The sequence below is a fragment of the Mycolicibacterium smegmatis genome (genome assembly GCF_001457595.1).
Lineage (GTDB): Bacteria > Actinomycetota > Actinomycetes > Mycobacteriales > Mycobacteriaceae > Mycobacterium > Mycobacterium smegmatis.
In genome coordinates, this window is sequence record NZ_LN831039.1 from 4,121,771 (window position 1) to 4,134,919 (window position 13,149).

Annotated in this window: 11 protein-coding genes; 5 read left to right on the top strand and 6 right to left on the bottom strand. The window is 63.8% G+C overall.

Annotation, left to right across the window (positions count from 1 at the left end; translation table 11 throughout):
* Window position 1 precedes the first annotated feature (1 nt).
* Window positions 2–1,594 carry a PucR family transcriptional regulator gene (locus tag AT701_RS19855; RefSeq protein ID WP_003895428.1) on the top strand — a complete coding sequence of 531 codons (1,593 nt, stop codon included), beginning with the start codon at window positions 2–4 and terminating at the stop codon, window positions 1,592–1,594.
* 340 nt (window positions 1,595–1,934) lie between these two features.
* On the opposite strand, the gene AT701_RS19865 is transcribed toward AT701_RS19855, so the two are convergent.
* The gene (locus AT701_RS19865; RefSeq protein ID WP_223495667.1) at window positions 1,935–2,597 is read right to left on the bottom strand and encodes a TetR/AcrR family transcriptional regulator; all 663 of its coding nucleotides are present in this window, start codon (window positions 2,595–2,597) and stop codon (window positions 1,935–1,937) included.
* Between the two features lie 190 nt (window positions 2,598–2,787).
* Here AT701_RS19865 and AT701_RS19870 point away from each other — a divergent pair, with 190 nt between their 5' ends.
* Both AT701_RS19870 and ampC read left to right on the top strand, forming a co-directional pair.
* Entirely contained in the window at window positions 2,788–3,642 is an 855-nt protein-coding gene (locus AT701_RS19870) for a TIGR03621 family F420-dependent LLM class oxidoreductase (RefSeq protein ID WP_058126455.1), read from the top strand.
* Between the two features lie 83 nt (window positions 3,643–3,725).
* On the top strand, window positions 3,726–4,868 hold the full coding sequence (gene ampC / locus AT701_RS19875) for a class C beta-lactamase (protein WP_081319527.1): 1,143 nt from the start codon (window positions 3,726–3,728) through the stop codon (window positions 4,866–4,868).
* A gap of 13 nt (window positions 4,869–4,881) precedes the next feature.
* On the opposite strand, the gene AT701_RS19880 is transcribed toward ampC, so the two are convergent.
* The 5 genes from AT701_RS19880 to AT701_RS19900 form a co-directional block, all read right to left on the bottom strand.
* Window positions 4,882–5,586, bottom strand: a complete 705-nt coding sequence (locus tag AT701_RS19880) for an alpha/beta fold hydrolase (RefSeq protein ID WP_197668909.1) — start codon at window positions 5,584–5,586, stop codon at window positions 4,882–4,884.
* 229 nt (window positions 5,587–5,815) lie between these two features.
* Window positions 5,816–6,460 carry a GntR family transcriptional regulator gene (locus tag AT701_RS19885; protein WP_011729444.1) on the bottom strand — a complete coding sequence of 215 codons (645 nt, stop codon included), beginning with the start codon at window positions 6,458–6,460 and terminating at the stop codon, window positions 5,816–5,818.
* Window positions 6,461–6,525: 65 nt separating this feature from the next.
* Window positions 6,526–7,707: a CaiB/BaiF CoA transferase family protein gene (locus tag AT701_RS19890; RefSeq protein WP_003895435.1), complete on the bottom strand. Its 1,182-nt coding sequence runs from the start codon at window positions 7,705–7,707 to the stop codon at window positions 6,526–6,528.
* On the bottom strand, window positions 7,704–8,837 hold the full coding sequence (locus tag AT701_RS19895; RefSeq protein WP_058126457.1) for an acyl-CoA dehydrogenase family protein: 1,134 nt from the start codon (window positions 8,835–8,837) through the stop codon (window positions 7,704–7,706). Before AT701_RS19895 ends, AT701_RS19890 begins: the two co-directional genes overlap by 4 nt.
* Window positions 8,838–8,861: 24 nt before the next feature.
* Complete coding sequence (locus tag AT701_RS19900) at window positions 8,862–9,998, bottom strand: CaiB/BaiF CoA transferase family protein (protein ID WP_029104468.1); 1,137 nt, start codon at window positions 9,996–9,998, stop codon at window positions 8,862–8,864.
* Window positions 9,999–10,388: 390 nt separating this feature from the next.
* Here AT701_RS19900 and AT701_RS19905 point away from each other — a divergent pair, with 390 nt between their 5' ends.
* Window positions 10,389–11,600, top strand: coding sequence for an IS110 family RNA-guided transposase (locus AT701_RS19905; protein WP_011728499.1), 1,212 nt, complete (start codon window positions 10,389–10,391; stop codon window positions 11,598–11,600).
* A gap of 212 nt (window positions 11,601–11,812) precedes the next feature.
* Window positions 11,813–13,144, top strand: coding sequence for an MFS transporter (locus tag AT701_RS19910; protein ID WP_011729447.1), 1,332 nt, complete (start codon window positions 11,813–11,815; stop codon window positions 13,142–13,144).
* Window positions 13,145–13,149 lie beyond the last annotated feature (5 nt).

A 13,149-nucleotide genomic window follows, 5' to 3' on the forward strand; every position in this document is an offset into this window, starting at 1 on the left:
CGTGTTAAAGGACGATTTCCGGCTGATTGACCTGCTGCTCGACCAGTCACTCGGCCTCGCTCTCGTGAGCGACTGCGACCCCCACGTGCCCGTGACAGGCGCCCACACCATCGAGATCGCCCATCCGTCGGACTGGCTACAACCGGGAACGGTGATGCTCACGACGGGGCTGCTGTACGGCGAGCCGGACAAGCGCGGCAAGTCGGCCCGGGCGTTCCGCGCTCTGGTGCGCGAGTTGGTCTCGGCCGGTGTCGCCGCGCTCGGCTACGGCCTCGGCGTGGTCACCGACGACGTGCCGCGCGCACTGGTCGACGAGGCGAACCGCCAGCACTTCGCAGTGTTCACCGTCCCACGTGAGGTCTCCTTCATGACGGTGATCGATCGGGTCGTCGAACAGACCCATTCGGGAGAGCCGCACTCCCTGCGGCGCGTCTTGCAGATGCAGGACCATCTGCTCGACGCGCTCGGGGCCACCGAGCCGGAGCAGGAGCTGATCTCCCGGCTGTCGGCGATACTGCGGTGCAGCGTGCTGCTCTACAACGAACTCGGTGATGTCGTCGCCTCCTCCGGCAAGGCGCCTTCGCATCTGATGCGTTCCCAATTACGCGGCCGCAGCGGGCATCTGCGCTTCAGCGTGGGGAAATGGTCGGTGACCGCCGACTCGATCGAGCCAGGCGGTGAGCCGCACTGGCTCGTGGTCGCCTCGACCCGTCATGAGATTCCCGACGCGCTGGCCCGGTCGACCCTTGAGGTCGCGGTTCGGCTTCTCAACGCGATCGAACGGTCGCGTTACCGCGCTGCGGTGCAGAACCGTGCCAGACAAGCCGCATTCGTGCGGGAGCTGGTCGCCGGCGAGATCGTCGACCAGTTCGGCGCCGAAGGACATCTCGAGTCGTTGCGGTTCGGGCATCGGCCCCGATTGCGGGTGTTCGCGATGTCTCCGACCGCCGATTACGACGCCGGCCGCTGGGCGACCCGTGCTCCGACGGTGCTGGACGCACTGGAACAGGATGCGCTGGACCTCGCAAGGTTGATGCGCCTGCCCGTGATGTTCGCACAGTTGGACGACCAGCTGATCGGCGTGCTCGCGGCAGATGTGCCCGCGGTCAACGGCTGGATCACGAACCAACCCGAAGGCACCGTGTGCGGTCTCTCCGAGCCCTTCCAAGATGTGCGCACCGGCCCCGAGCGCTTCCGTAATGCGCAGCGCGCCATGAGGGCCGCGCAAACGCGGAATCTCCGGCACACCAAGTTCGAAGATGTCGGCATCGCGGACTGGCTCCTGACCGGCCATCACCGGGAAGCCACCGTGGCCAAGGCCACCGATCAACTGGCCGTACTCGGTCGGCACAGTGGCTACCTGGAGTTCGTTCGCACGTTCTTCGCCAATGACCTCGACGTCGCGGCAACCGCGAAAGCACTCAATGTGCACCCGAACACCGTGCGGCACAAAGTCAAGCGTGTCGAGGCGATGTTCGGTGAATCGTTGCGCTCACCCGCGTTGATCACCGCCATCCACCTGAGCCTGGAAGTTCTCGCTCTCGATCGGTCCGCCGGGGATGGGTCGGGCGGCGGGCCCGCAAGGCCTCACTGACGACCACCAGCGCTCAACCGCGGCGGCGGTCGAGTCCGGCCCGGTGTTGAAGCACATCACCGACTGCGCCGAGTTCGCGCGTACGGTGTACACCAAGGCTTCGAACAGCTCGGTCAATGCCGGCTCCAAGCGGACGCCCGCATCGATGACGATTGCGTCGTAATGCCTGCGCATCAGCGTCTTCCGCAAGGTCGATTCGGCGTCCGCACGACCGGTGACGCCTGGGTCTTCGACATGAGCGTTCGAACGTGCTGTGTCACAACAGGTTACGCCCCATCGAGCGAGAACCGTCCAGCAAATCTCGTGCCGGAACGCCGGAGGGGTGGTCAGAGATCTCCGGTCACTTGCCGAGCAGTTGGTGGTTGAACGTGTCGAGCAACCAGGCGCGATAACGCCGTTGGCTCCAGCCACGTACCTCGACGAGTGCGTAGTGCATGCCCGGATCGTTGTAGAGCCACACCAGGTCGCGGGCGGCGGCGAGGGTGAGTCCCTTTTTGAGGCCGCCCTTCTTTTTGAGCAGTGCGGCGACCGTATCTGCCCCTTCGAGGCGTTGACCGTCGATCTCGGTCCAGAGTTGGTGTACCTCGGGGTCCAGTCCCGCCGCCGACCGCACCACCTCGTATATGCGCGACACGCGCTGTGCGGCGTCGCCGAGTATCTCGACGTACGCTTCGACGATCTGCGTGGGATCCGTCATCTCGAACAATCTCCGCACCTGCGGGCGCTGCACCATCGGCACCTGTTCGTCGTCGCCGACGACCGCCCTGTCGTAGGCGGTCTTCAACAGCCACGGCTTGCTGCCCGCGGCGCAGAACACCGTCGAGCGGCCGACGCCCGCGGTCTGGGCGATCAAATCGATCGAGGTCGCGGCGTATCCGCGTTCGACGAACAACTCGGTCGCGGTGTCGAGGACAAGCTGCCGGGTCGCCTCCGCCTGCTGGGCGCGCAACTCGGACCGATAGGGGTGTTTCCTGCTCGCCTCGGACTTCATCGGACCCCTCATACATCGAAATGAACCACCATTATCCCCGGTCGCGGTCAAGACGCGGGTGAACACCGCGAGTGCGGCCGCCGCCAGATCTCGTCGAACACCGTTTGAGGGGAATTAATGGGCCTGAGAGCGTATTGAATGGACTGTAAGTCCAACGAATGTTCTGCCAGGATCCGCTCGAACATCAGGAAGGCCCTTGACGATGACACAGTACCTCAGGCTCGGAATTGCACTGGAAGGAAACGGCCCGGTATCCGACCTGGTCGAGGAGGCGCGTAAGGCCGAAGCCGCCGGCTTCGACGTGGTGCTGGTTCCCGACCACCTCGGCAACGCCTCGCCCATGGTGTCGCTGACGGCGATCGGTGCCGCGGTGCCCACCGTCCAGCTCAGCCCGATGGTCCTCAACGCCGCGTTCTACTCACCCGCACTCATCGCCCGCGACCTGGCAGCGGTTGACTCGGCCACCGACGGGCGCCTGATCATCGCGTTCGGCGCCGGCTACGTCGAAGCGGAGTTCGACGCTGCCGGGATCCCGTTCCCCAGCCCCGCCCAACGTGTCTCGATCGTCGGCAACACCCTGCGCGAGGTTCGTCGGCTGCTCTCCGACCCTGACCACAACCCGACCCCCCGACAGCTCCCGCCACCGATCCTGGTGGCCGGCGCGGGCAACAAGCTGCTGACCCTGGCGGCGCGAGAGGCCGATATCGTCGGCATCGCCTCCAGGGGTGACGAAACCGATCTCGCTGAGCGCGTCGCCTTCGTCAAACATGCGGCGGGCCAACGGTTCGATGACATCGAGTTGCAATTCGGGTTCTTCCAGACCTCACTCGACGATCCGAGGGATCTGTCGGTGGCGCGCCTGCTCGGCATCGACGCGCCGGACGCGGAGATCGGCAAGTTGCCGACCGTCCTCAACGGATCGATCGACGCGGCCATCGAACGCATTCAGCGTTTCCGCGACGACCTCGGCATCACATACTTCAGCTTCCTCAAGACCGATGCGACCTCGTGGGACACGTTCGGATCGCTCGTCAAGGCGCTGCGCGAGGCCGCGTAGGAATCGGATGCGCATCGGAGCCCGGTCCCCTCCCCTACCAACGCAGATACCATCGGACGGTGTCCGTTGCCAAGAGGGGAAGATTGTTCACGGCTGGTCGGATCTGCGCCGCCCTGATCGTTCTGGTGGCTTTGATCTCAGCAGCACCGACCGCATCGGCTGATCCCTCCGCAGCAGTTGCGCGTGCGTTCGCGCCACTGCTGGATCAATACGATGTGCCGGGCATGGCCGTGGCCGTCACGGTTGACGGGCGCCAGCACTTCTATGAGTTCGGCGTCGTGTCGAAGCAGACGCAGGCACCGGTCACCAGGGACACTCTGTTCGAAATCGGCTCGGTGAGCAAGACATTCACCGCGACTCTGGCCGGGTACGCCGCGACGCGGGGCGTACTCAACCTCGATGACCACCCGGGCCGGTATCTACCTGCGCTGGCCGGCACACCGATCGACCGCGCCGAGCTTCGGAATCTCGGCACCTACACCGCCGGTGGCCTCCCACTGCAGTTCCCTGAGTCCGTCACCGACGACGAACAGATGATCGCGTATTTCCAGCAGTTCCAACCAGTCACCGCTCCAGGCAAAATCCGGCAGTACTCGAATCCCAGTGTCGGCCTGTTGGGCCACATCTCGGCGCGGGCCCTGGGCGGGCAGTTCACCGACCTGATGCAGTCGCAGATCCTGACTGGTCTCGGATTGCGCAGAAGTTTCGTCGACGTGCCGGACGAGGCCATGGACTTCTATGCGTGGGGTTACGACAAGAAGAACCATCCGGTGCGGGTGAACCCGGGAGTGTTCGACGCCGAGGCCTACGGAGTCAAATCGACAACCGCGGACATGATTCGCTTCATCGAACACAACATCGACCCGGGCGCACTGGAGCCCACACTTCGTGAGGCTGTGAAGAGCACTCAAGTCGGCTATTACAAGGTGGGCCCGATGGTGCAAGACCTGGGCTGGGAGCAGTACCCGTACCCGGTAGCGCTGGACCAGTTATTGGCAGGCAACTCAGGCGAAATGGCGATGAGCCCGCAGGCCGCGACAGCCATCGCCCCGCCGTCGGTGGGCTCGGCATTGTTCAACAAGACGGGATCCACCGACGGCTTCGGCGCGTATGCGGCCTTTGTGCCGGAACGGCGCATCGGCATCGTGATGCTGGCGAACAAGAACTTCCCGATCCCCGCGCGCGTCACCGCAGCACACACGGTGCTTGACGCTCTGGACGCCTGACATCACTGTCCCTCTACCGAGCGACCGGGACTGTTGCGCCGTCGCGCATCAGCCCCTGTATCAACCCGCAGGTCCACAGAGGCTGATCGAGCGGTACCAGGTGTGCTGCCCCGGGGATCACCGCAAGCTGCCCGGCGCCCGTGGCGTCGACCAAAGCCTGTCCGCCGGTGTGGAAATCCGGGATGTCGTGTTCACCGACCGCGACCGTCACGCGTCCGGTGAGGTGCCCCAGCTCGACCGGCGTCGGGTCCGACGCCCGCGGCGGCTCGCCGCGTGTCTTCCGCGACAGCAGGTTCCCACGCAACATTTCGGCGACATGCGCGCGGGTTTCCGGCGGCGCCTGCGATGTGAGCCACGCGTCGACCCCGGCTTGCACGGCACCGTCGAGGTCGTCCGCGTCGAGGGCGTCCCGTTCGCGCTGCCATGCCCGGTTCAATTCGACAGAAGGAGGTTGATCGTGGCGCCGGTACCCGATCGACAGCAGCCCGTCGACGCGAGCCGGCGCGGCCACCGCTGTCTGCAGTCCGACGAGCGCGCCGAGCGAACTACCCACCATCGTGAAGCGGTCTACGTCCAGGGCGTCGAGCGTCGCAAGGACATCGTCTGCGGGCGTCGTGTCGTGTCCCTCTGGAAGTACCGCCTCACCGTAGCCGGGGAGATCCAAAGCGATCGCCCGGTGGCCGGCGGCTGCCAGGAGCGGCAGATGTTCTCGCCACATCCTGCGGTCAGTTGGCCTGGCGTGTAACAGGACAACCGTTGGGCCGGTGCCTGATTCGTCATGGGGCAGTAGCATCGCGATTCCCAGTTCCCTTCACGGTCACCACGCTAACTGGGCCGATCGCGACCTTGGGGGGTGTGTCGCTCCCTGTCAATCCTTGCCTTGTCCCGAGAACCGCTGAGGACGCGTGGTTGGGTCCGCCGCTGTGGCATCGCTGCTTCGAAGAGGGTCAGGCTGGTACTTTCACTGACGCGTAGGCGAACTCGGTCAGATAATCGATCAGCGACCGGGCCGCGGCGATAGCTCGCTCCTGGTCTTGCTCCCCGATCGCGGTGAGCAGCTCGCCGTGGCGGTCGATGGCGATGGCAACATCGTCGGGATCACTCCGAAGGTGCGCGAACCAGAATCGTCGCGACAGCCCCTGCAACGGTGCCATTGCATTCTCCAGGAACTGATTCTGCGTCGACTTTGCCACCAATTCGTGACCAGCACGAAGAACCCGTTCCAGTTCGTGCAGGTCCCGTTCTGTGAAATTCTTGAACTCGCTCGCCCGCTGCAGCGCTGCCGCCTGCTGCTCGGGCCGTGCCCGGGTTGCGGCGAGTGTGGCCGCCAACTCTTCGAGAGGACGCCGGGTTTCCAACAGCTTGAACTGGGCTTCGACCGAAATGGGCGGCACCAAGATCCCCCGCCGTGGCACGACCTGTACGAGGTTGTCACGCGAGAGCCGCTGAAGCGCTTCACGCAGAGGTGTGCGCCCGAATCCTGACTTCTCCATCAGTTCGGCCTCCGACACCATCACACCGGCCTGGATGTCCTGAAAGATGATCATTCGCTCCAAGACGTCGTAGGCCTGTGTCGATTTGTTGGGCGCCATCGTCCTCCCGTGCAGTGGCCGAACGTTCGTCCGGCGGTTCTCATATATAACTGGTGTATCACCAATCATCCCACAACTCGCGCACGCCGGAGAGTTGCGATCTGTCCATCGTCGAAACCCAGTTCCTGCAGGATCTCGGTGCCGTGCTGTCCGGGGAGCGGAACATTGTGTCTGGTGCGGGGAGCCGCACCAGACAAGTGCACGGGGTGTCCGATGACCGCGCGTTCACCTTGGTGCGGGACCTCGACGGTGACGCGCCGATCGTTGACTTTCACCTGCTCCTCTGCGAGTGCCTGTTCCAGGGTCAGAAGCGGCGCACACAGGAGGTCCACCGAGTCGAAGCGTTGGACAGCCGTCGCGGTGGTGAGCTCCTTGACACGCGGCGCCAGGTACTCGTGTGCGCGGTCCCGGTTGGCCGCCTGCTTGGCAGGCGTATCGAAGTCTTCGTCCTGCGACAGGTCTGCGACGTCGAGCGCCTTACACGCGAGACCGATGGCGTTTTCTCGGAAGAATCCGAGCACGGTGACGTAACCGTCGGCCGTCTCGAAGACACCGCTCCACCACTGTTGTACCCAGTTCAGCTCACGGCCGTACATCAGCAGCGATGCGGCTTCCAGCATCTGTTGCGCGATCGCGGTGTCGAGCAGGTTGACGCTGACATGCTGGCCTCGGCCCGTGCGACCGCGCTCAATCAGGGCAGCGAGGATCCCTTGGGCGAGACTCATACCGGAAGCAAAGTCCGTGGTGGCGACAGGGTTGAACTCGGCCAGTGCGGAGGGGTCGGCCACGGCACGCGCCATGCCGCTGAAAGATTGGGCCAGCATGTCCTGACCGGCCTTGTGTGTCAGCGGACCGGTCTCACCCCAGCCGGACGCCGAAGCATAGATCAACCGCGGGTATCGCGCGGCGAGATCGTCGTACGACAGATTCATCCGGCGGACCGCGGCAGGTCGGTAGCTGTGGATCAAGACATCGGCACGATCGAGTAACCGGTGGAGAATAGCTTGCCCTTCAGGGTGTTTCAGGTCGATCTGAATACTGCGCTTGTTGCGATTGACCGCGACGAAGTACGACGACATCTCGCCCGCAGCCACGGCGTCACGATCGAGACCGCGCATGATATCGCCGCAGCTTCGTTCGATCTTGATCACGTCGGCTCCGTAATCGCCGAGAACCTGGGCCGCCAGGGGACCTTGCATCACCTCGGTCATATCGATGACAAGCGTGCTCTCGAGAGGTCCGCTCATGACAGCGCCTCCCCTTTGTACAGTCCCTTCGAGATCACCAGACGCTGGATCTGATTACTCCCCTCATAGATCTGAGTCACCTTCGCGTCTCGCATCATTCGCTCCACGGGGTACTCGCGCGTGAACCCGTAACCGCCGAGGAGTTGAACAGCGTCTGTCGTTACCGCCATGGCGTTGTCACTACACAGCACTTTTGCCATGGAAACCAGCGAACGAGCGCGAGGATCTTTGTTCTCGATGGCGTCGACGGCCTTGTAGAGCAGGGCACTTGCGGACTCGACGCGGATCGCTGCGTCGGCGACCATGGCGCGCACCATCTGAAATGTCGACAGCGCTGATCCGAACTGGCGGCGCTCGGCGGTGTATTCGATCGCCGTGCGAAGCGCGCCCTTTGCCAAACCGAGTGCCTGCGCCGCGATCAGAGCCCGACTTCCGTTCAACTCGTCGATGATGTATTTGTAGCCTTGGGTGGGATCCCCGACGACTCGTTCGCCGGGGATCCGGCAGTCTTCGAGAATGACATCAGCCGTGGGGCTTCCGCGAAGTCCCATCTTCTTCTCGGGTGGCCCGAAGCTGAGGCCGGCGTCGCTCTTGTGGACCATGAATACGCCGAACTCGTTCTCCTCACCGGAACGGGCCAGCACCGCGAACCATTCGCCCCAGTCCGCGTTGCTGATGAAGCGCTTCTGGCCGTTGAGAACCCAATCGGACCCGTCACGTTGCGCCTTGGTGCGAATACCAGAGAGATCCGATCCGCCGGTGGGTTCGGTCAAGCACCATCCCGCTCCCACAGCACCGGTGGAGACATCGGGCACCACCAACTTCTTGAGCTCGTCGGATCCCTGATGAATGACGGTGCAGGTGCCGGCCCAATTGACCAGCAAGACCATCGCAGTCGAGGCACATGCGGCTGAGAGCTCTTCCACCGCGATCGCCTGGGCGGCGAGATCACCGTCACTGCCACCCAATTCAGTGGGGTGAGCAAGTCCGGGCAGGTCGGCGGCGCAGAGCGCCTGCCACGCCTCTTCTGGGAACCGTTCCTGCTCGTCGACGTCACGCGCGTACGGTGCCACCTGGGTGGACGCCAGGTCTTGCATCATCGCCCGGAAATCCAGCAATTCTGTGTTCATGGTTGCCCTTCGCTTGTCATACGGTTACATCGGAGGCCAGCTCAGCCCAAGGGGCCGTTCGTGTTCGACCGCGGCTACACGCGCGGCGAGATCGGCGTCGACGCCCCAGCGGATCAGGGACGCTTCCGTGGTGTCCTGCATCGAGGTCTCTCGGCGCTCTGCCGGAGTGCGCGACAGCACTGGAACAGCGGGTACCGCGTCAAGGCGGAAATCAGGGTGGCGACTGGCCACGTAGGGGTGGGCGGCAAGTTCGTCAGGTGCCAGCACCGGTGTCACGCACGCATCGATGTCCGCGAACACTTCAGCCCACTCGTCACGTGATCGCGTCGCGAACGTTTCTTTCAGTGCTGCCTCGATTTTCGGCCAGTTGTCGCGATCGAACTGATTTGGCACCTCGCCCAGGTCCAGGGTCGTCCACAGACGTTCGAAGAATGCGTCCTCCAACGCCCCGACCGCAACATAGCGGCCGTCGGCACATTCGTAACACCGGTAAGCGGGCATGTTTCCCGCCAGGACACCATCTCCACGGCCAGGTAGAGTGCGGTTTCCCCAGTCGGCAAAAGGCATGGCCATCAACGACATGACGCCGTCGATCATGGCCGCGTCGATGTACTGTCCGCGGCCTGAACGTTCTCTTTCGAACAAGGCGGCGAGGATCCCGAACGCCGCGAGCATGCCGCCCCCGGCGAAATCGGCCAGTGTGTTCAGTGGAGGAATGGGCGGCCCGTCGTGTGGTCCGAAAGCTCCCAGAGCACCACTCACAGCGAGATAGTTGATGTCGTGTCCGGCCCGCTGCGCGAGCGTGCCGGTCTGGCCGTATCCGGTGACGCTGCAATACACCAACTTCGGGTTGACCTCGGACAAAGCCCGGTAGCCCACGCCGAGACGGTCGGCCACGCCCGGACGAAATCCTTCGAGGAACACATCGGCCCCTTGGACGAGGGCCTGCAGAGCCCGACGGCCGTCTTCGTTCTTGAGGTCGAGCGTGACGTACTCCTTGCCCCGCCCGAACGCCGGCACCGGAAGCCCCGATCGGCCGCCGCCGACCACGACGACATCGGCACCAAGGTCAGCGAGGAGCATGCTGCCGTATGGGCCCGGCGAGAGCCGTGACATGTCGACGACCCTGACCTTCGAGAGCGGCCCCGCCTTGGTGGTCATCGGCGGACCCCTCCCCAAGTCACCATGATGCATCGCCTCATACATCTGAAATATATCTGTGGCATATCTGGAGGATAGGAAGTCAGCGGTCACAAGGCAAGGGCACCGTGGAAATCTTTTGTAGCCACCTAATGGGTGTTGATCGGCGTGCCTCGAACGGATAACCGTCCAGCGCGGGGACGCTGATCACCGAGCCGCTGGCCGGTGAGCACTCCTGCCGCCTGGAACGATGGTCGATTTCTAGGGTTAGATCGTGCCCCGGCCGGTTGGTGAGGTCATCTACAGCGCTCATGGGATGTCGTGCCGGTTCGAGCACTGATCCATTAGGTCGCCGCCAGATGTCCTTCGGCTCGAACGGTTTCATCCACATCGAGCCAAGGAGGCGATGCGATGCTCTTCGTCGGAGACGACTGGGCAGAAGACCACCACGACCTGTACCTGATGAACGAGGCCGGCGACAGGCTGGCCTCACGGCGGCTGCCCGAGGGGCTGGCCGGAATTCGACTACTGCACGATCTCATCGCGGCCCACGCCGATGACCCCGCTCAGGTCGCCGTCGGAATCGAAACCGACCGCGGACTGTGGGTGGAGGCACTGACCGGCGCCGGTTATCAGGTGTACGCGGTCAATCCGCTGGCTGTGGCCCGCTATCGCGACCGCCACGCGGTGTCGGGAGCCAAGTCCGATGCCGCCGACGCCAAGCTGTTGGCCGATCTAGTGCGCACCGACCGACACAACCACCGTCTGATCGCCGGCGACACACCCGACGCCGAAGCGGTCAAGGTCCTCGCGCGGGCGCATCAGAATCTGATCTGGACCCGCAACCGGCACACCAACGCACTGCGCTCGGCACTACGCGAGTACTACCCCGCGGCGCTGGAGGCCTTCGACGATCTGTCCGACCGCGACGCGTTGGCGATCCTCGGACATGCACCCGACCCCCGACAAGCATCCAGCCTGAGCCTGGCCAAGATCCGCTCCGCACTCAAAGCTGCTGGGCGCCAACGCAACATCGACATCCGAGCCCAGGAGATCCAGGCCGCACTACGATCCGAACAACTCGCAGCACCGGCTGCGGTCACCGCGGCGTTCGCAGCGACAACGCGGGCCACCGTCGGGCTCGTCGTCGAGTTGAGTCGTCAGATCGACGACCTGGAGAACGAACTGGCCGCGCATTTTGAGACGCACCCGGACGCCGACATCTACCGCTCCCTGCCAGGACTTGGTGTCATCCTCGGCGCCCGGGTGCTCGGTGAGTTCGGGGACGACCCGAACCGATACACCAACGCCAAGTGTCGCAAAAACTACGCCGGAACCTCGCCATTGACCATTGCGTCCGGCAGGAAGCGCGCCGTACTGGCCCGCCACATCCGCAACCGTCGGCTCTACGACGCGATCGACCAGTGGGCCTTCTGCGCGCTAACCCGAAGTCCCGGAGCTCGACAGTTCTACGACCATCGCCGCGCTGAAGGCGACCTCCATCACCAAGCACTGCGGGCTCTGGGCAACCGCCTCGTCGGCATCCTGCACGGTTGCCTACGCCACCGGACCCGCTACGACGAACACAAAGCCTGGGCACACCGCACACCTGCCGCCGCTTGACAACTTACGCACCTGGGATGTCTAACCTGGTGCGCATCAGTAGATTTCAATATCAATAGTCGACGGAGCCAGGGTCCGTCGCCACCGTCGCCATCCTTGCGTCTCGTAGCTGAAAGCTACCCTTGTCACACCTTCCCGCCTGATATATCTTCGGCATATTACGAATATGGCAGGGCTGATGCAGGCCGTCATCGTCGAGGAAGGCACACGATATGAACCAGGCTCTCGACCGGAAAAGAACCCGCCGTGCGTTCGCGGGGGCGATCAGCGGACATCTCATCGAGTGGTACGACTACGGCGTTTACGGATTCCTCGCCGTCTACGTCGGCGCCGCGTTCTTCGCCTCTGAGGATCCTTTGGTGAACATGCTCAGTAGTTTTGCGGTGTTCGCCCTGAGCTTCTTCGCTCGTCCGATCGGCGGACTGATCCTGGGCCCCCTCGCCGACCGGATCGGCAGACGAACCGCTTTGGTCGTGGCCCTGATCATGATGTCCGTCGCGGGATGCGTGATCGGGCTCATTCCCAGTTACGACACCATCGGAATCGCCGCACCCATTCTGCTCGTGATCGCCCGTCTGTTCCAGGGACTTTCGGCCGGCGGCGAATACGGGACCGTCGCAGCCTTCCTTTCGGAGTTCGCCCGGCCGCGCCGACGCGCATTCGCGACCTGCTGGTCGCAAATCGTGGCCATCTGCGGGCTCTTACTGGGCGCCGGTATCGCCAACGGCATGACGTTCGTGCTCGGGCCCGAGCGGATGTACGACGGCGCATGGCGGATTCCGTTCCTGCTCTGTGGTCCGCTCGGGGTGATCGCCCTGATCATCCGACTGAGACTGGAGGAAAGCCCGGAATTCAAGGCCATCACCGAACGCAACGAGGCCTCCCAGACGCCACTGCGTGAACTCCGGGGATATGTTCGTCCCGTTCTGTTGGTGCTCGGTGTCTGCACCCTCCACAGCTCGATCTTCTACCTGGTGCTCACCTACATGAGCAGCTTCTTGACTGCGAACATGGATTTCAGCAGCGGCGACGTGTTCTGGTGGACACTCGGTACCGGCCTGCTTGTCTGTGTGGTGATGCCGCTCGGCGCGATGTATTCGGATCGGGTGGGGCGACGACGGTTCCTGCTTCCGATTGGCGTCGCAGCCACCGTAGCCATGGTCGGCGTGTTCGTCGCGGCGGACCACGGGTCACGCCCAACCTTCTTGGCTTCACTTGTGGCAGTGTCCTTGTGCTTCGGGTTGTTCAACTCGTCCACGACGGCGCTGATCACGGAGTTGCTTCCTACCCAGGTCCGCACCACAGGGGTGGCGCTCGGCTACAACCTCGCTGTCGCCATCTTCGGGGGCAGTGCTCCGTTCATCGCCACCTACTTGGTCTCCCAGACCGGGAGCATCGCCTCTCCTGCCTACTTCTTCGCTCTGACCGGGCTCGTATCGATCGCGGCGCTTGCAGTGCTGCGACCGAACGACCTGTACGACGAGTCCCCCGCCGCGCCCACCGAAACCGTTCGACGCGGAACGAATTCAGTACCTACCCCGTGAGGTGG

What these genes read in the sequence shown, in the direction of transcription:
- AT701_RS19870 (WP_058126455.1), top strand. Translation starts at nt 2,788, where the DNA reads ATGACACAGTACCTCAGGCTCGGAATTGCACTGGAAGGAAACGGCCCG.
- AT701_RS19895 (WP_058126457.1), bottom strand. Translation starts at nt 8,837, where the DNA reads ATGAACACAGAATTGCTGGATTTCCGGGCGATGATGCAAGACCTGGCG.
- AT701_RS19880 (WP_197668909.1), bottom strand. Translation starts at nt 5,586, where the DNA reads ATGTGGCGAGAACATCTGCCGCTCCTGGCAGCCGCCGGCCACCGGGCG.
- AT701_RS19865 (WP_223495667.1), bottom strand. Translation starts at nt 2,597, where the DNA reads ATGAGGGGTCCGATGAAGTCCGAGGCGAGCAGGAAACACCCCTATCGG.
- AT701_RS19885 (WP_011729444.1), bottom strand. Translation starts at nt 6,460, where the DNA reads ATGGCGCCCAACAAATCGACACAGGCCTACGACGTCTTGGAGCGAATG.
- AT701_RS19910 (WP_011729447.1), top strand. Translation starts at nt 11,813, where the DNA reads ATGAACCAGGCTCTCGACCGGAAAAGAACCCGCCGTGCGTTCGCGGGG.
- AT701_RS19890 (WP_003895435.1), bottom strand. Translation starts at nt 7,707, where the DNA reads ATGAGCGGACCTCTCGAGAGCACGCTTGTCATCGATATGACCGAGGTG.
- AT701_RS19905 (WP_011728499.1), top strand. Translation starts at nt 10,389, where the DNA reads ATGCTCTTCGTCGGAGACGACTGGGCAGAAGACCACCACGACCTGTAC.
- AT701_RS19900 (WP_029104468.1), bottom strand. Translation starts at nt 9,998, where the DNA reads ATGACCACCAAGGCGGGGCCGCTCTCGAAGGTCAGGGTCGTCGACATG.